At 66.0% G+C, this 17792-nt stretch carries 16 protein-coding genes; 4 read left to right on the top strand and 12 right to left on the bottom strand.

All coding sequences use genetic code 11. The features are described 5' to 3' along the window. Positions 1–550 precede the first annotated feature (550 nt). The 11 genes from ACLLJJ_RS34350 to ACLLJJ_RS34400 form a co-directional block, all read right to left on the bottom strand. Entirely contained in the window at positions 551–1096 is a 546-nt protein-coding gene (locus ACLLJJ_RS34350; RefSeq protein WP_434598423.1) for a hypothetical protein, read from the bottom strand. A gap of 105 nt (positions 1097–1201) precedes the next feature. Continuing rightward, positions 1202–3523 (bottom strand): relaxase MobL, encoded by a 2322-nt coding sequence (mobL, locus tag ACLLJJ_RS34355; protein WP_434598425.1) that lies wholly within the window; start codon positions 3521–3523, stop codon positions 1202–1204. Positions 3524–3617: 94 nt separating this feature from the next. Further along, on the bottom strand, positions 3618–4670 hold the full coding sequence (locus ACLLJJ_RS34360) for a hypothetical protein (RefSeq protein ID WP_434598427.1): 1053 nt from the start codon (positions 4668–4670) through the stop codon (positions 3618–3620). After that, a complete protein-coding gene (locus tag ACLLJJ_RS34365) occupies positions 4670–5194 on the bottom strand; it encodes a hypothetical protein (protein ID WP_434598429.1) in 525 nt (174 codons plus the stop codon). Before ACLLJJ_RS34365 ends, ACLLJJ_RS34360 begins: the two co-directional genes overlap by 1 nt. A gap of 63 nt (positions 5195–5257) precedes the next feature. Beyond that, a complete protein-coding gene (locus ACLLJJ_RS34370; protein WP_434598431.1) occupies positions 5258–5968 on the bottom strand; it encodes a hypothetical protein in 711 nt (236 codons plus the stop codon). After that, a complete protein-coding gene (locus tag ACLLJJ_RS34375; RefSeq protein WP_434598433.1) occupies positions 5965–6714 on the bottom strand; it encodes a hypothetical protein in 750 nt (249 codons plus the stop codon). Before ACLLJJ_RS34375 ends, ACLLJJ_RS34370 begins: the two co-directional genes overlap by 4 nt. Before the next feature lie 113 nt (positions 6715–6827). Beyond that, complete coding sequence (locus ACLLJJ_RS34380; protein WP_434598434.1) at positions 6828–7529, bottom strand: hypothetical protein; 702 nt, start codon at positions 7527–7529, stop codon at positions 6828–6830. Continuing rightward, the gene (locus ACLLJJ_RS34385) at positions 7526–8509 is read right to left on the bottom strand and encodes a hypothetical protein (protein ID WP_434598436.1); all 984 of its coding nucleotides are present in this window, start codon (positions 8507–8509) and stop codon (positions 7526–7528) included. The genes ACLLJJ_RS34380 and ACLLJJ_RS34385 overlap by 4 nt, the downstream gene beginning before the upstream one ends. Positions 8510–8706: 197 nt before the next feature. Next, positions 8707–10875: a phage tail tip lysozyme gene (locus ACLLJJ_RS34390; protein WP_434598438.1), complete on the bottom strand. Its 2169-nt coding sequence runs from the start codon at positions 10873–10875 to the stop codon at positions 8707–8709. A gap of 58 nt (positions 10876–10933) precedes the next feature. Then, positions 10934–12238 carry a hypothetical protein gene (locus ACLLJJ_RS34395; RefSeq protein WP_434598440.1) on the bottom strand — a complete coding sequence of 435 codons (1305 nt, stop codon included), beginning with the start codon at positions 12236–12238 and terminating at the stop codon, positions 10934–10936. Between the two features lie 137 nt (positions 12239–12375). Further along, positions 12376–12768 (bottom strand): hypothetical protein, encoded by a 393-nt coding sequence (locus ACLLJJ_RS34400; protein WP_434598443.1) that lies wholly within the window; start codon positions 12766–12768, stop codon positions 12376–12378. 424 nt (positions 12769–13192) lie between these two features. Between ACLLJJ_RS34400 and ACLLJJ_RS34405 the strand changes: the two genes are divergently transcribed. From ACLLJJ_RS34405 to ACLLJJ_RS34415, 3 genes are all read left to right on the top strand, one after another. Further along, entirely contained in the window at positions 13193–13702 is a 510-nt protein-coding gene (locus ACLLJJ_RS34405; protein WP_434598446.1) for a helix-turn-helix domain-containing protein, read from the top strand. A 266-nt stretch (positions 13703–13968) separates the two neighbouring features. Then, complete coding sequence (locus ACLLJJ_RS34410; protein WP_434598447.1) at positions 13969–14337, top strand: hypothetical protein; 369 nt, start codon at positions 13969–13971, stop codon at positions 14335–14337. A 10-nt stretch (positions 14338–14347) separates the two neighbouring features. Continuing rightward, entirely contained in the window at positions 14348–14509 is a 162-nt protein-coding gene (locus ACLLJJ_RS34415; protein ID WP_434598449.1) for a hypothetical protein, read from the top strand. A 627-nt stretch (positions 14510–15136) separates the two neighbouring features. Here the strand turns inward: ACLLJJ_RS34415 and ACLLJJ_RS34420 are convergent. Then, the gene (locus ACLLJJ_RS34420; protein WP_434598451.1) at positions 15137–15433 is read right to left on the bottom strand and encodes a hypothetical protein; all 297 of its coding nucleotides are present in this window, start codon (positions 15431–15433) and stop codon (positions 15137–15139) included. Between the two features lie 1095 nt (positions 15434–16528). On the opposite strand from ACLLJJ_RS34420, the gene ACLLJJ_RS34425 reads away from it, so the two are divergent. Beyond that, entirely contained in the window at positions 16529–17755 is a 1227-nt protein-coding gene (locus tag ACLLJJ_RS34425; RefSeq protein WP_434600586.1) for an IS110 family transposase, read from the top strand. Positions 17756–17792: the final 37 nt, after the last annotated feature.

Genomic DNA, 17792 nt, shown 5'->3' on the forward strand with positions numbered 1-17792 from the left:
GAGGACTGACCGCACGCTCGCTGGCGCAGGCAGCGCGAAAGCCGGGACGGCCGCGGCTGCCGGCACGCGCCTGGAGCTGCGTAGCTATTCCGAGTGTGGGGAGGGGGTCTGCCCAGGCCGCCGCTTCGGGATGGCAGCGGCCGTACAGGAGCCGGAGTCAGTCGGCGAGGGGAACTTGATCATGTCCTGGCGGATCCAGCCGTAGGTGCCGGCCCCGGTGAGGGCCAGCGTCGTGTTCCCGTCCGCTCCGGTGTGCGCGAGGCTCCCGGCAGGCGTGATGGATGGCAGCTGATCTGATCGCCCGCCAGCATCGTGGCACCGCTTGCGTGAAGGCCGCGAATGTCTCAACACCGCTACGCGGATCCGGATAGCCGGCGACCGGGAAGGCACCAAGCATGGGCCCGTGCGAAGCCGGCTGATCGCCCTGACGAGAGCGGCGCCGCGAGTATGTCGAGGCACCCGCGACAGCGAGCATTCCGCTTGCGACGACCGCGAGTTCGCCAAGTGACATCCAGGAGCCTTTCGAATAAGGCTTGACTCAACCTCAGTCTCAGCCGACCGCCGGCTCATCGACCTCGACCTCGGCTGCCTGCTGCTTGGCCTCGGGAGCCGGGGCCTGAACCTGCGACTCCTTGGCCGCCGTCCTTGCCTCGCGGGCGGCGCGCATGGACGCGAACTGGTTGTCCAGCGTCTTGTCGTCGACCTTGAACTCGGAGGCCTCGACGGACTTGGTGTTGACCACCAGGCCAGTGCCGCGCGTCGCGGGCATCACGTTGCCCTTGAAGCCGTAGATGGTGCCGACCTCGTTGCCGTCCTTGTTCAGGATCGGCTCGGTGTTCGGACCCGCGACCTTGACGATCTCCTCCATCTGACCGGTGGAGTACGGAGCGCCGTTGTTGTAGCGGACCTTGTCGTCCTCACCCTGAACCCGATCGGACTTCAGATGCAGGTTCGTCTGTTCCGGACCGCGCGGATCTCGAGCGTCGAGCTGGACGTCGGCGTACTGGGACTTGCCGTCCTTGGTGACACCGTTCTTGTAGACCTTCGCGATGAGGTTGATTCCGGTCATCGCGCCCTTGCCCTTGAGAAGTGCCACTATCTCTTCCTTCCGTTTGTTTCGACTGCCACCTGACAAGGCGGCCCGCGATCAGTCACATCGCCGGACAAGGAGTCGGGTCCCCGCCGAACGCCCTTCACGCTATTACTGCCATAGAGCATACGGCAAGACTTTCAAGTAGTCTTTCTGGTCACGTTCCAAGTCGGTCGAGATAGAAGTCGGATGCGAGTCGAATGCCATCCCGGCATCCGCTGTGGTCACAGCCTGATCGACCTGGGCCTGGACCCGCACGACGAGGCCGGCGTCCAGCGACGAAGCCTTGGACCGCCGCATCCGCTCGGCCCGCTCGCGCTCGCCGCGCAGCTCCGCTATCCGGGAACGCAACACGAGCGAGCCAGATCCCTCGTCCGTCTGCTGAGGCGTCAGCTCCCGGGAGACCCGTGTCATCGCCGCGACATCGTCCACCGGCAGATCGGGAATTGCCTCGGCCTGGCCGGACTGGTCCAGGTAGTCCATCGCCGCCAGCAGCAGCCGCCGGCGATCCCTGGTCGTCTCGACGAAGTTCTGGCGTGCGTGCGGCCCGATCTCGACGTCGGTGACGAAGTCGTAGCCCAGGTGGTGCAGGTCCAGGGCCTTGACCTCGTCGAAGTCATACGCGGCACCGGCAACAATCTCAAAGTCCGTGTTGACCGCGTCGGTCTCCGTACTCGCCGGATCCTCGGCACTCGACCCCACGCTCAGCACCAGGCCGGAGGAAGCGAGGTCGGCCCGCAAGCCGTCCAGCTTCTGGTCATAGGACTGCTTCATCGTCCGGATGCGCGCGTCCAGCACCGCCCGGCCGCGCTTGCCCTCGGTCAGGAGCCTGCCGCCGGGCTGATCGTAAATTGTCCGGCCCAGGTTCTCGGCTTCCTCGGGGTCCTTCATCCGCTGCAGGGAGGCATCCGCGCGCAGCGCCATGAGCGAAAGCAGCCGCTGGCCGTAGGCCGCCACCTCCTGCTGCTGCTCGTACCACCGGCCGGCGTCCCCGAGGAAGGGCAGGAAGCGCCTGTACTTGCTCACCAACCGCCGGTGGTAGCCATGTTCGAAGCGGTAGAAGTCGTAGAGCGGGCGCGAGTCCTCAGCGGCCACGCCGGCCTTATCGGCCTGTTCCCACTGGTGCGCGAGGTCGCGGTAGACCCCGACCTTCTCCCGGTGGTGCTGCAGACGTGAGGCGTAGCTGCGCAGCCGGAAGCCGAAGGAGAGCAGATCAGCTTCCGCGTTCTCGTCGTTCCCCTGCCGATCCGCGGCCAGCGCCGCCATCTGTTGATAGTCCATCCCCATGACTTCGAGCATCGGCGTGCGCACCCGCAGCTCCGACTCCGGCATCGCCCGAAGAATCTGGTAGACGCCGTTGACGGCGCGCTCCATGATCTGTACGCGTCCCTGCGCGACCAGCTTCTGCCATTCCTCCGTGCTCAGGGACTCCTTCGCGCGGCGCTCGTTGGCGTAGTCCACGATTCGCTCCAGGGCCTCCGGCATCGGGGATCCGGCACGTTCGAGCTGCTCCTTCACGAGCTCGGTCACCAGCTGGTTCGCCTTGCGCATGCGAGCGTCGTTCGAGCCGGCGCGCCACAGCGTTCGGTCCGCAGGCAGGCAGGCGAGCAGGAACTGCGGCAGGGACTCGGCGCGGATTCGCTCGTGCGCCCACCGCTTGATGAAGGTGGTGACGTTGCGCCGCTCGTAGCCGACGGCGTTGGAGAGGTGAGCCACTGCCTGCTTCTCGCCGAGCCAGGCATCGACGCCGCGGCGAAGCCGGGACTTGTGCCGGTCCAGCAGCTTGCCGCGCTGTGTGCCGTTCGTCGTGACCTGGCCCCGGCCGCCGTCGACCATGGCCAGGTGGCAGTGCACGTGCTCGGTGTCGACCTGGATGACCCCGACGTAGCGCAGGTCGTCGAAGCCGCTGGTGCCCGAGCTCATCCGCTCCAGGCCGTGCATGATCGCCATGCGCAGCTTCATCTGATCGATGTGGCCGCGGTAGTCACCGCGGGCTTCGCAGTGGAAGTCCTCGTCGACGATCTTGTGCTTCCGCAGGTACTCCTCGTCGAAGGACAGCACGGTCTTCAATACGGTGTGCCCGGCGTCGAAGTAGTGCTGGATGTCCTTGCTGGCCGCCTTGAGCTGCTCGTCGGAGAGCGAGACCGAGCCGTAGCCGAAAGCCACGCCGCCTTTGCCCTGGGCCTGGCGCATCTCATGCTTCGCGGCGCCCCGCGAGATACCGACGCGCTCGACGGCGGACTCCCGTGCCATGTAGCGCAGGATGAAATCGTCAGTGCGCAGGCGCTGGATCGGAGCCAGTGACTCCGTCGCCTGCTCGCGGGCCATGTACCGGGTGATGTAGTCGCCCGGTGTCGCGCCGCGCGATCCCTTGCCGCCGGGCAGCGGCACGCTGAACTCATTGACGATCACGATGTCCTGCTTCAGGCCCATCGTCGCTCTCCTTCCTGTTTCGGTACCGATGCACTACGGCCCCGGCTGCTGTCCGCCAGCAACCGGGGCCGCGCTCGTGATGCCTGATCTATCCTCAGGAACCCAAGCCCTGCTCGAAGTCCTCGCCGGAGTCCAGATCGGCCGCACGCTGGGCCACCTGACGCTTGCGCTGGTCCAGGCTCGGGACGGGCTTGACCTCACGTCGAGGGGTCTCCTGCTCCTGCTCCTGCTCCTCCAGCTTCAGGTCGAGATCCAGGTTCAGGTCGCGCTGCGCCTCACGGGCCGGGACCGGGGGAGCGAACGGCACCTTCTGCTCTCCGGCCCTGTGTAGCGGTGCAGCCACGCGCTCCCGGTAGAGGTTCTCTGTGGTGCCCTCAGTGCTCGCACGCTCGGTCTGGTACTGCTCCCGTTCGGCGGCGATCTCCGCCTCGACCTGCTGCAGGCGAGCGCTCATGCCGTCGACAACCGGCGCTGCCTCGGGCACGGGCGCTCCGACGATCTGCTTGGCCTCGGTGTCCAGGCCCAGCTCGTCCTCGGTGAACAGGGAGTTGATCGCGTCCGAGCGCGCCTTCAGCCCGCGTGCATCGACCACAGTCTCAGTCCGCGGGACGCCGTCCTTGGAGTGGTCGGCGAAGTAACCGGCGAGGTCGTAGCCGCTGGACTCGAGATCGATCTCCAAGCCCCCGATGCCGTGGATCTGGGTGAAGACGACGGGCGTGTCTTCGGTCTGTGCTCCCGAGGGAGCGAGCACGAGCATGTCCGCCGTGGCCGGCATCTCCCACTCGATCCCAGTGACCTGCTCGGGCACTGCGAAGCCGCTCGTGAAGTAGCCCTTGCTGGCGAGCACGACCAGCTGCTGGTCATCGAACTCGTAGAAAGCATCGACCTTCTCGCCGTGGCCGGGGGAGTAGGTCACCTGGGAGATGCCGAACGGCAGTGCCTTGGCCGGGGTGACCGAGCGGAGCTCGCCCGTCATGTGCAGATACGGGCGGTAGTTCTCCTCCTTGCCCCGGTGCTTGAGGTCGAGCGATTCGACCATGACGCCGAGCTCGGCGGTCACCCCCTCCAGCCGGTACGTCTCCACTCCCCGTTCACGCAGGACACGGTGAGCCCATACGTCGTTCATCGTCAGTCCTGCGGTGCGCATCACTTGCTCCTCTTGCGGTTGGTCTTGCTCTGGTTGGTGGTCCTCGTCGTGGACTTCGGTGTGACGTCGGCCCCGATGGCCTCGCCCCGGGCGTCCCGGATCTTCGCGATCATCCGCGTTGCCCAGCGCCACATGCCGCGCATCACGACGATCTCGCCCGCGGCCAGCAGTGCGACCAGGAAGAGGAGCGGCATCAGCCACATGGCGATGGTTCCGTCCACACTGAGCGCACCCCGGGATGCGCCCGACTGCTGGTGCAGCCATGCGCCCAGCAGCGGGATGATGACCATGGCCGTGATGAACGCCAGCAGGTAGTCGGCGAGAAGGACGATGGCCCGGAAGAACCCCGCCCACACCACGACGGAGAACCTGCCGGCCTCCTTCTTCGGGGCCAGACGCCGCCATCCGGTGCGCAGCTTCGAGTCCTTCTGCTCCTTCACGGGCTTCGCCGTGGTCTTCTTCGCCGTCGCGGCTGTGCTCGTCGGGGCGGTCGTCTCGGTCTTCTCCAGGGTCTGGGTCGACATGTTCGTGTCCTTACGTCTCGTCGGGGTCTTCTGGGGTGCGTGCTGAAGGGGTGGGCGCTCCGCTCACCCGGTCGGCTTGGGGGAGGGCTGTTCCTCGCTGGCGGCAGCGAGGGCGTCGCGGGTCTTGTTGGAGGCCCGATAGGCGTCCAGCGAGGTCACCGTGCCGTCCTGAGAGGTGGAGTAGGTGAAGACCGTGAACTCGCTCTTGGCAGTGCTGTTCTGATCCGGTCCAACGCGGACCGGATCGAGCCGGGCCATCCCCGTGTAGGAGTAGTTCAGGCCCTGCACCTGACTCACATCAATGTCCAGATCAGCAAGCGTGTACGTCGGCCCAGCGCCCTTTGTGGCTCCGGTCGCCGTCATCCACTCCGGCACGAACTCGGTGAGTGCCCGGGACTCGTGGTCGAGGAAGCCGTAGCGCGCGTCGAGCAGCACCTGCTGCTCCTTGACGGCCCGGGTTGACGCCGAGCTGTCGGTGAGACTGAGCAGAAGGGACCGGCCCGTCGCCCTGTCACGGTTCACCCGCTCGATGTCCATGCCCGGCAGCTGGGCCAGCAGCGCCGCGTGTTGCGTCGCCAGCTTGGTCTGGGCGTCGCCGAGGTTGCCTTCGAGCTTCTGGTCCAGTGCATCAGCCTTTGTGTCCGTCGCGGCCGGGCCGTCGCTGAGCAGGCTGGAGCCGAGCGTGAGCACCGAGAGCGCGAGTAGCGCCCCGGTGCCGCCGAGCAGGATCTTCCCGGCGTGCTGGCGCAGCTTGTCCTTGATCTCCTCGTTCACGGTGCCTTCACCTCCTGCTTCAGGGCCTCGCCCGTGGCCGTCGTGCCGGTCTGGATGTTCACGAACGCCTTGTGGACCAGGCCGTAATCGGCGCGGGCCCAGGCCAGCACCGCCGGTTTCTCGCCCGCACCTGTCCTGGTCTCCATCGCCAGCCAGGTCACCGTGATGGTGCTGTCGTTGTTGACCAGGTAGGGCACCTGGGTGATCCACTCAAAGCCGGAGTTGAAGCTCATCGGGATCCCAACGCCAGCTGCCCCGTCCTTGTCGCTGGCGAGCAGGTACCACGGCCCCAGGTCCGCCTGGTGCACCGAGGGGGCGAAGTAGGGGATGAGGTTGCGCAGCGTCGACTGAGACATCGCCGTGTCGAGCGAGCCGCCATCTGCCGCAACGCTGGGGGTCAGGTAGCGGTAGTCGTTCTGCAGCTTCGCGACCTGACCAGCCGCAGTCAGGGCCGCGGTCAGACCACGCTCGGCGTCGTCGACCTTCGGCAGCGCCGCCGTCTTCGCCTCGGTGATCCTGATCTGCTCCTGGAGAGAGGAGATCTCCGGCGCAGCTGTAACGCTCACCGCGCCCTGACCGCCGGAGAACCCCGCGGAGAGTACGAAGCACAGCAGTGCGCCCACACCCATGCTCACGCCGGCCACGAGGGTGCGCTTGCGCAGGCCGCCCGCGGGCTCCGTCTGCTCAGGAGCGTCCGCACCCTCCTGTGAGGACACGGACGTCGCGACGAAGCGCGTCCTGCGCACCGCACCCCCACCCGACGCACCGGTCTGTTTCGATGCCATTAGTCCCCAACTCGCCGTCCCACTCAAATATCAGGACAACTCTATCAACAAGGCGAGTCGAAAGGGAGTCTGTGTCATTTGGAATAGCGAGTCTCACCACTCGCTGGGGTGCCGGAGAGATTCGAGACCTTGCCCTGGGCGTCGACCGTGAGGAAGAGCAGCGCGCGCCGGTGCGCCGTGACACTGGCTTTGCTCGCCTTGTTCTGGGACGCCGCGTCGGAGGTGACCTCGACGTCGGCCAGGACGGCGTAGGTGTAGACGCCCGCCTTGACGTCGACGACCTCGACGTCCGGATCCGTACCGAGGGCCGAGTTCAGGCCGACCGTGTCGATGTAGTAGTAACGCCGCCCTTGGGAGTCCTCGTTGAACCTCGACGGAGGCATGAACGACTTCAGGAACGTCTCGTTCTCGGTGAGACCGAACCGGCTCTTCAGGCTCGCGCGCGCCGCTTCGTAACCCTGTCCCGAGTCCCATGTGAAGGCCATCGAGAGCAGCGACGTGATGCGCTCACCGTCGGTGCTCAGCCGGTTCTGGCTGACACCCAGGACCGCCATAACGTCCGCGTTCACCTGCTCGGCGTTCTTCTTCTGGATGCCTGCCAGCTGTCCCTCGACGTCGTTGATCTGGGCTTCCTGCTCAGCCAGGGCCGCGTGCTGGCTGCTCCAGGTCACACTGGCAACCGTCGCGACGACCGCGAGGACCGCTGCCGTCACCAGGACCGAGAGGTTACGCCGGAAGGATCCCCGCCGCGTGGGTGCTGCCGTCTGCTCCGTCATCGCTTCCCGTCCTTCTTCCGTGTGCCCGTGTCGCTGAGTTCAGGGACTCCGGACCCGGCCGGCATCTTGATCGCGTGGTTCTCGTACTGAGCCCCAGTGGCGGTCACCACGAGCGCCAAGTGGTCGAAGTCCCCCGTCGTCCCGTTGCGTACGTAGCGCGCGCTCGCCCAGGCGAGCACCTCGCCGCTCTTCGTGTCCCGACACAGCCAGACGACCTTTGCCTGGTTTGTCGCGCCCGAGCCGTCCTTCGCGCTCAGATCGGGCATCACCGTCTCGACCTTCCATGCGTACGTGCTCGGGGCAGCTGCGTTCTGGCCGTCGTAGCGGATGTACCAGGCGTGGCGCGGATCGATCTCGGTGGTCGCATCGAACGGCGTCAGCGACGAGGTGCTGTACGCCTCCTTGTCACTGACCACGAAGGAGCCCTTGCTGAACAGCGGGGCCATGTCCCGCCGGTGCTTGATGATCTCCAGCGTGGCCTGGTTCGGAGCCCCGTTGTTCGGGCTGGGCTGGACGCTGGCCTGGTGGTACAACGTGGCGAAGGTCTGCTCCCCGGACGCGACCTTCTTCGCGTCGGCGGCTGCCGCCTCGGTGAGCTTGGACAGCCGCGCGCCGGCGTCCGCCTTCGCGGGAGTGGACTGGGCATCATCCAGATGCCCCTTAAGCTGGATGATCTGGGCCTCGTTGTCCGCCGTGCTCGCCTTGAAGCTCTCGCCGACCACGCCCGTGGCGACGACCAGGGTGAGGATCCCGGTCCCCATCAATGCGGTCACGCTGCGTCGGATCAGACGCGCGTTGTCCTCCGGGCTGCGTGCCTGGATCCGTTCGCGTTGGCGCATCGTCCAGCCCGCGAAGCGCTCTTCGAGCTCAGCTCCGGTGACCTTCTTGTGCGTCTTCGGTGCCGCGGGCTTCTCCTCGGGCATCGACCCGCTCTCCTGCTCGGGGCCCGTGCTCTCGGACTCGTCATGGACTGTCGTCACCGAATACACTCCTCACTCCACGCTGCTCTCATAAACGACTAAAGTCTATACAGAAAAACATTCGTGGCCGAGTGCGAATCCATTCAATAAGAGTGCCGAAAAGCGAAGACGGCGTGCAGGCCCCCGACCGGACATGGAGAAGCCGGTGCCCAGGTCACCCGGCACCGGCTTCTCACTCCCAGGTCAGATGCAGCGCATCAGACCGTCTTGATCTTGTCGGAGGGGAGCATCGCATCCGACAAGTCCACGAACTTCCAGCCCTCGGCCGCCATCCGCGCCGCACTGTCGACGCGAACCCGACCCATGAAAGCGCAGTAGCCGGCCTCGCCGAGGATGACCTTGTCGCCCTGGACGCCGAGCACCACGAGAGTGTGGCCGGCGGGGGCGGAGCTCGGGCCGGAGCCCACCGAGTACGCCGTCGGGGTCGAGGACATCTGCTTGCCGGTCTCCCTCGCAATCGTGTACGCCGTCTCCTTGCCGTCACCGGCTGGGTAGGTCTGGAACGTCGTGTACTTGTTCACGAAGTAGGTCGAGAACGACACGCAGTTCATCGCGTGGTTGCCGTTGCAGGAACCCGGGCCGCCGTCCGGACCGTACCGGTCATCCAGGAACTTCCCGCCCTTCTTGTTGAAGAGGTCAACGAAGGCCTGGGTCTCCTCCTGTGTCATCCCGCCGTCCTTCAGCGAGACGGAACTGCCGCCCTTGGAGGTGCAGTTTCCCAGGATCGTGTTTATCCCGTTCACGATGTTCTCGATGATCCCGCCGACGATGTTCTCAACGCCGCCCACGTTCGAGCTGTCGACCGACCAGCCGCTCATCTTGCCGAACCACATCTCGGCCTTGTCGCCTCGTGCGGTGAGCCCGGCCGCGCCGTCAGCCGAGCGCTCCCAGTTCTCGTGGAAGTGCAGCGCCGCAGCACGCGGCGAGCCCTGCGACTTCTTGAGCATGTCCTTGAAGACCGTGACATCGCCCGCGTTGTCACCATCGACCATGAAAGCCAACTGGGCTTTGATCGTGAACCAGTCGACGCCCTTGCTCTTCGCGTACTGGCGCAGCAACGCGTTGCGGCCGAACGTCCACTGCCCGAGACCGATGCCGTTGTCCGTGTTCTGTGCGGCGCTGGCCTTCACGGCGGTCACGGCATACGTCCCTGTCGGGAAGTTCTGCACGCTCGTCGGGTCGATCCCGGACTCCTGTGACCAGTTGCCGAGGATGCCCGCGATGTTCTCCTTCGGCATCCCCCAGCTGCTGAGTACCGAGTAGATCTCCTTGGCGTTCTTCTCCATGTCCGCCGGGACGGTGGCCCCGGAACCGTTGCCGACGCTACCCGCGTTGACGACGCACGCCGTCCCGTTCGCGTTGATGCTGCCTTCGGTCAGCGCCGTCGAGTTGAGGACGCCAGTGAAGACCGTTCCCAGCAGGGCCGCGGTGGTGGTCATCGCGACGGCGCCCGACATCGCTGCCGCTACAGGGGCCATCGTCGCCGTGACAGTGACGCCCAGGACCGCGCCGCCCATGTTGGCTATGAAGCTGCCGATCGCCATGAACGGCGCAGCGATCGCATGACCAACCGCCTTAGCGATGTTGACGATGATCGTCCACAGCAGCTTCCCGGCGTTGACGGCCATCGCCATGGCGCCGAAGAACATAGACTTGAGCCAGTTCAGGAAAGCCATGGCCATAACCACACCCATGGCCGGCGGAGCAGCGGCCGCGCCACCGCCGACGCCCTTAGCCGCCTTCGAGCCCAGGCCCTCGTCGCCCTTCGACGCACCGCGCTCGTAGCCCGTGCCGCCGACACCCAGCTCGCGCTGGTCGGCCGGCTTGGCGTCCGGGCCGCCGCCGGTGACCTTGGATACGCCCTTGACCGCGTCCTGGGCCCCCTCGACGCCGATGTTCTTCGCTGCGCCAACGGCAGCTCCCGGAAGCCCGCCAGCCTGTGCGCCGGCCACAGCACCAGAGACGGCAGCTCCCGCGTAACGCCCGGCGTGACGCCGGGTCGCGCTGCTGCCGTCTCCTTCGATCGCCTTCTGGGCCGCGACTCCGGCCATGCTTCCGGCGACGCCGTTCATGCCCTGCTTGATCTTCGACCCAGCACTCGCGGCACCAGCCGCCTTGCCTGCGGTCTCTGCGATGTTCGCCGCGTCCGGCATCTTCGGCGCAGTGTTCGCTGCGCCAGAAGAACCCGGCCCCGGGAACTGCTTGGGCACGCTGGCCTTGCCCTCGGGAGGCTTCTCGGTGCCCTCCTCAGTGCCGAGGCTCTTGGTCCCGCGCCCCTCCCGGGGTATCCCCTGACTCACCGACGTGCTCGGCTGGTCCTTCGTTGTCCCCTTCTTGGGACTCCAATTCGGCTTGTCGGTGGCCATGTCGTTTTCCTTTCCGGCTCAATGCCAGGTAACGGGATGCGTCACTTCCTCACCGCACTCAATGGAGCGTGGTGAGGAAGCCCTTGTCGTCGCGAATGGTGCTATTGGACTGCACGTCCCGCAGGCTCACGTCCAGTCGGAGCAGGTCGAGCGAGAGGTCCGACTCGTACAGAGACTTGTTCCTGGAGTAGTTCTGATAGGCCTGTGAAAGGTTGTTCATGACGTTCATGAGCGGGCGCATCGTCACGTCAGACGACTGGTAATCCCTGGTGAGGCTGGTGCCGTCCGAGAGAGTCCACTGCATGTCCGAGATCTGCTGGCTCGTCGGATCCGAGCCCCCGTCACGCTTCTTGGTGAAGAACTGGGCGTAGCTCTGTCCGGCCGGCACCAGGGCGTCGAGGTAGCCGTCGTAGACGTTGTCTGCACGCCAGTTGAGGTCGAAGCCGCCCGGGACGACGTGCTTGGTCTGCAGCGCCAGCGTCGAGACGCCGCCCTTGGCCTCGGCTGCGGAGACACCCGTGATCCTGTCGGTGGCGATCGAGACCGGGACGGTCGGCGGACGCAGGAACAGACCGTCGATCTTCGTCGTCTGCAGGTCGGACGTATACGACTGAATCTGCGTCAGATTCGTGCGCATCTCGACGAGCTTCTGGTCCAGGGCATCCCTGGCCTCGGTCTCCTTCTCCTTGAGCGCGACCTCGTAATAGGCCTGCGCTGGATCGAAGGCCAGAGCATCGAGCGCCGCGATCTTTTGGACCCCGGACGCGCCGGGGTTGAAGAAGACCCGCCACTGGTCGTACTTGGAGAAGGTCTCGTCGCCGGCCAGCTTGCCGCTGCTCTGCGTCTGCTTCGCTCCGGGAGTGGTGAGTTCGGCGTTCGCGCGGACCGTCAGGTTCAACACTTGGCGGTCGAAGGCCCGGTCGGCGTTCAGGAGGACCCCGACGTAGCCGGTCGAACCGAAGGCGTAGAAGGAGCCCATGATCCCGCTGGTGCTGACCGGCTCGCTGTTCAGCGAGGTGTCCGACCCGAGCAGGAACGCCTTGTAGTCCGTGGCGTTGTACGAGATCTGAGCGGTCGGGCCGAAGTGCATCATCACGAGCGCCTTGTTGCCGCTCTTGTTGATGTAGACCCCGTCGACGGTGCCGTCGAGATTCGTCTTCGACGTCTTGAAGTCGCTGGTGTACAGCGCCGTCTGTGACAGCGAGTCATGCCCCGCCTGGTACGCCGAGACCCCCGATGTGCTGATCACGATCGCGCCCGTGACCGCGAAGATGCCGAAGAACACCCCAAAGCGCTCGATCGCGTGGTGCGAATCGAGCCTGAACTTTCTGCTGAAGGCCAGCGCCTTGTCCTTGATCCCCATGCCCTGCTCTCTTTCGTGCCTGCGCTGTGTTGTGGCCCTGATATGGCGAACCGGTCCGGAGGAGGCCTTGCACCTCAACCGGCCCGGTTCGCTCGACGTCTCTCTTCCCGGTCGTGTGCACGGTCTGTGACGGCCACTTACTTGAAAGGGCCGCTCAGGAGCCCGTTGACCTGATCGGCGGTCTGGGCGATCACCGTGCCGCCGCCGAGGTCCGTGATGGTCTGCTGGCCGCCGGAGCCGATCGTCGAGATCAGCGACCACCCGCCAGTGCCCAGGGCTCCGCCGACGAGAATGAGGAGCGCGATCGTGGCCCAGCCCTGCTGGTTGCCCGCGGACTGCGGGTTGGCCATCAGCTTCTTGATCAGGAGTACGCCGCCCCAGACCAGGCCGACAGCGCCGAGCAGCATGAGCAGAAGACCGCCCCAGAGCTGGATCTGGGACTTGGCGTTCTGCAGGAAGCTGGTCAGGTCCCAGGCTGCGCCCGGCAGGGAGGCCTGTGTGAGGACGGCTGCCTCGTAGATCTTCGTCATGGTTCTTTCCTCTCACCTTTCGAATCATTCGGCGGCATGACAGCGAGTCGCAAGGCCACAAGCACAGATCGCCCAGAGGGACGGGCGCTGACAGATGGTTCAGTGATCGGTGTCATGCCGCCGACTACCCTGTCGACTCGTATTCGTGCATATCTGTAATGGTCAATCTACCCCACTCGAATGAGGGATCGTAGAAATCACGGAAGGGGCTATCTGTGAAGAGCCGAAAGAGACTCGAAAACGAGGCGAATCGGCATCGCGACGCGCGGCTGCGGGGCTGTGGCGGACGCCTGTGGAATCCGCAGGGTGGGATGTGTAATGTGCTGCTCCAGCACTGCTGCGACGCTGGCCTGCTCGATTTCGAGGCAGGCCACCCTCAGATACCTCCGTCGATCGCGATCTGACCAGGAAGTGCCAAACCGTCATGAACCCACTGCCCGGTGACCTTTTTGCCCGCCGACTTCGTCAAGAACGCGAACGCCTCGGCATCAGTCAGGCGGAACTGGCGCGCCGTATGGCCGCACTGCTCGGCACGAACGTTGACTCCACCGCCATCACGCGCATCGAGCAGCAGACCCGCGCGGTCAGGCTTGACGAGGCGGTCACTGCTGCCGAGGCTCTAGGGGTCCCTCTGATCACACTGGTGAGCGACAACTACGCCCGCGAGAACGAAGCCGAGATCCAGAACCAGCTCGCCGAACTCGCCCTCGCCGAGCAGGAGTGGGAGAGGCTGCGCCAGAAGATCCACCGGATCACCCAGACCATTCAGCAGCTCACCGCCGAGCGAGATGCCTTCCGCTCTCACGCGCGGGACGTCAACCCTGAAACCGCCGGCGACTACGAGCTCGACCCTGAGACCCAGGCCGCTCTCGACGCCCGGATGCGTGATGCCCGCCCCAAGCCAGCCGGAGAGGTCGCAGACCCAGGCGCATGACGCTGTTGCGGGCGGCCTGGTTGAACTCCCGGTCGTAGACGTTCCCCGTCTCGGGCTTCCGCCACCGGTCGGTTCTGGCCGAACTTGCTGCCGCGGGCCCGGCGTCGGACAGGTCGCCGTCCCGCTGCCGATCACGACCGCCCCAACATGACCGGGGTCGCCAAGATCCGCGTGAGCGGCGGCGAGCGGGTGGCGGAGGTGGTGTTCACCGGCGGGTACATCGAGGCGACCGGCTCCCCGAAGAGCAACCTCGACCTACCGGGCCGGTGGGTGGACTGGGGAACCGGACGCCAGCCCCGTCGTGGTTCTCCATCGCCAGGCGCGAGCGCGACGACCGCCTGCTCGAGGACGCCCACGCGGAGCCGTACGACGGGGGCGAGCTCGACTGGCCGTCCTGCCGGGCCTTCGCCGCCGCCCAGGCCGACCCGCAGCTCCCCATGGCGGGACTCGCCCGAGACCTACATGCCCACCCTCGCCTGAGGCGCGGAGGGTTGGCACCTGCGCCTGACCTCACCGGAACCCGGAAGGCCCAGCGGACTCAGGGGCGCATCACCCCTGAACCGGAAGCCGCGATCTTCACCCGGGCCGACGAGCTCAATCTCCGCACCGCCGAGATCCTCGAGCAGTACGGCTAGGCTCGTAGGCATGGGAATCGACTGGGAGAACATGCTCGGCACAAGCGGCAACGGCCTCAACGATGCCTACGACAGCGCGGTCTCCGCGGTCATCTACGGCGAGGATCCGGGGGACAACCGTCGGCCACTCCCAGTCGGCGAAGAGCACGACGACACAGGCGGTCTGCGCTGAAGCCGCTTCCGGATCTACAGAGTCGATGAGCCGGTATCGGCGACCCTCTCGTTCATCGCTGAGATGTCTCGTGCGTCCGCGCCCTGCGCGGCGAGCTCCGATCGAGTCCGTCCCTCGTCCCGCGATCCTTGCGTCGGTCTGGCATTTGCCTGGATAGGCAGCACCATCGGAGTGCTGCCTTGATCCCCAGACTACTCAATCATCCTGCTATTATAACAGGTTGCAGTGTTGATGCTGCGATTTTCGCACCGAGTCTGATTCGCTGCGCGCCGTGCGGTCGATGTGGACGGCAGCGTCGTTCCGACCGCGACGAGTGGAAGAAGTCAGTCCGGGCCGCCGACGGACGCCCGCTGCTGGTTTACCTTCCTGCGTCCAAGAAGAAACTGCTGCGACGCCTCGCCGTCGAACGAACGCGAGGACGCCAACGCCCTGAGGTTGTCCTACCGTTTTCGCGCGGGCCTGCGTCGGTCATTCGTAGGATCGGTGAGCCCGAGGACACGATGGCCACCACCCCCACCCCACACACTCCGCCGGCCCCGGCTGGCACTGCCGCGACGGCGAGCCCCACGACGAGCCTCTTCCCCAGTCAAACGGATCTGGTCGTCGACGCCAGCTTTACGAAGGCGACTACCGCGCCCGCAAGGGGCGAAGGTCGTCCGCGTTCAGCGCCTCGACGGCTGCGAAATGCTGATCTACGAGTTTGTCGAGCATGTCTGGCTCCGGCGTGCTGCCTGTGAAGGCGACGTCCTCTGAACAGCGGTCTTCTCTATCGCAGGCGTAGCCTCGCAGCTCGAACAGCGCAGGACCGTCATCCCCGGGCGGCGGGATTTCGAACGCCGAGACGATGCGAATGAGTCCGGCGGCATCGAAATCAGATTTTAGCGTCCATTCCATGGCGCCGTGCCGTGCGACGCCGTCATACATTCAGTCGTAAGTAGCGGTTTGGACGTTCTTCATGCCGTGCTCCAGAGCTTTGCGCAACAGGTGGCCGGTCATCGGACTTCCATCTCTGTCTGGTCGAGGATGGCGTCAGCCGGCACACCCAGCGGCAACAGGAATTCAAGCCCGTCACCTCGCTGCACACGTCTCGGCCCTCTCAGTTCTGGCACTTGCGTAGGGTCGATCAGGACGGCATGGGTGCGTGCTACTTGCGGGCACGGGAGCCGTAGGTAGCACGCAGCGTCACCTGAACTGTAGGGGGTAGGCGTCGCCCAGAGCCCGCCGTCTCCTCCAGCGAAACCCTCGCGGAAGTCATGCAGGGTCCCAGGCACGAGGTAGTGGACCAGGAGCCGACCGTTGAGACAGCTCGCGTTTGCCTTGGTACGCGCATCCAAGCGCTCCCATTCGGGGAAGACTCGGGCTTTAAGCATGAACAGATCGATTTGCATCGCGAGAAAGCCGCAGGTTCCCATGACGCCATCCCTTCTCAGAGCTGTTCTCAGGATGCGCTTCCGTCGGAGCGGCAGCGACTCGGCGGCGAAGCACGCGACGAGCCGAATGGCTAGCGTCGGCGCCCTCGGCGGGCCTTGCTCTAACTGACCCAGCCGCGGCACCGGGTTAACTGAGAGCAATAGCGAAGGGTTGGAATACTGCCTCTTCACTAGTCAAGCTCCGCTCCCGGCCCCGCAGTCGTGGGCCGCCGCCTGAGCGTTGTCGCCTGCCACACTGGGAGACGCCTCCCGAGCCCCTGGCCGCGCCCCTCGTGGCGGGGCCACTCTCGTGAACCGATGCCTACTCCGAAAGCGGGATACTGGGTGAGCCCGTCTGCCCGCCGCCTAATGGGAGCTACGGAACCGGGGAATGCTCGGTTCCGTAGCCGCCAGCAGGTGAGCACTATCGCCGCCGGAGCCGTTCGAGCTCTGGGGTCAGACCGTGCCCCTGATGGTCGGCCGGGAGGCCAGACCGCTGATGGGGTGGCGTGCCCGCCCGTCAGGGCGTGAGCACTAGATCCATTAGGCCGCGCGCCGTGCCTTCCGCAGGCTGCACCGTCTTGTCAAGTACGTGACTGGGGAGGGTCTGTTGCTGCTGATCGGTGACGACTGGGCCGAGGATCACCACGATGTCGAACTTCAGGACGAGACCGGCCGAAGGCTGGCCGCCGCGAACCTGCCCGAGGGGGTGGCCGGCATCGCCAGACTGCACGAACTCATCGCCCGCCACGGCGGCCAGGATCTGGAACCGGAAGAGGTGGTGATCGGGATCGAAACCGACCGCGGTTCGTGGGTGCAGGCCCTGATCGCCTCCGGCTACCAGGTCTATGCGATCAACCCGCGCCAGGTCGTCCGTTTCAAGGAGCGGTACGCCTCCTCCGGGGCCAAGAGCGACAAGGGCGACGCCCATGCGCTGGCCGATATGGTCCGCATCGACCGGGCCCAGCTGCGGCCGGTGGCCGGGGACAGCGAGGCGGCCCAGGCCGTCAAGGTCGTCGCCCGCGCCCACCAGACCCTGATCTGGGAACGCACCCGCACCTTCCACAGGTTGCGCACCGCGCTGCGTGAGTACTTCCCCGCCGCCCTGAACGCCTACGCGGATCTGACGCTGACCAGCACTGACGCGCTGGAACTGTTGATCAAGGCGCCCACTCCGGCAGTGGCGGCGAAACTGACCCGTACCCAGATCGCCGCCGTTCTGGCCCGCCACCGCCGGCACAACCGCGACGCGAAGGCGGCCGGCATCCGCACCGCTCTGCGTGAACCGCAGCTCGGCCTGCCCGAGCCGGTCACCGCCGCCTACGCGGCCACCACCGAGGCCCACGCACGGCTGCTGATCGCGCTGAACGAGCAGATCGCCGCGATGGAAGCGCAGGTGAAGGCGCATTTTCTGGCGCACCCGGACGCTGAGATCTACCTCTCGATGCCCGGCATCGCAGAGATCACCGGCGCCCGGGTGCTCGCCGAGTTCGGAGACGACCCCACCCGCTACGACAGCGCGAAAGCCCGCAAGAACTACGCCGGCACCAGCCCGATCACCCGGGCCTCCGGCAAAAGCCACCACGTCCAGGCCCGCTACGTCCGCAACAACCGCCTCGCCGACGCCCTCCAGACCCAGGCGTTCTCCGCCCTGCGTGCCTCACCCGGAGTCCGCAAGTACTACGACAAGCAACGCGCCCGCGAAGTCGGCTACAACCCCGCCCTCCGCCAGGTCGGCAACCGCCTCGTCGGCATCCTCCACGGCTGCCTCAAAACCCGCACCCACTACGACGAAGCAACCGCCTGGTCCCACCACGCCCACCCCCATGCCGCTTGACACCAAACGACATGGGGTGTCTGACCCGAGAGACACG

Source organism: Streptomyces sp. A5-4 (assembly GCF_051131715.1).
GTDB lineage: Bacteria > Actinomycetota > Actinomycetes > Streptomycetales > Streptomycetaceae > Streptomyces.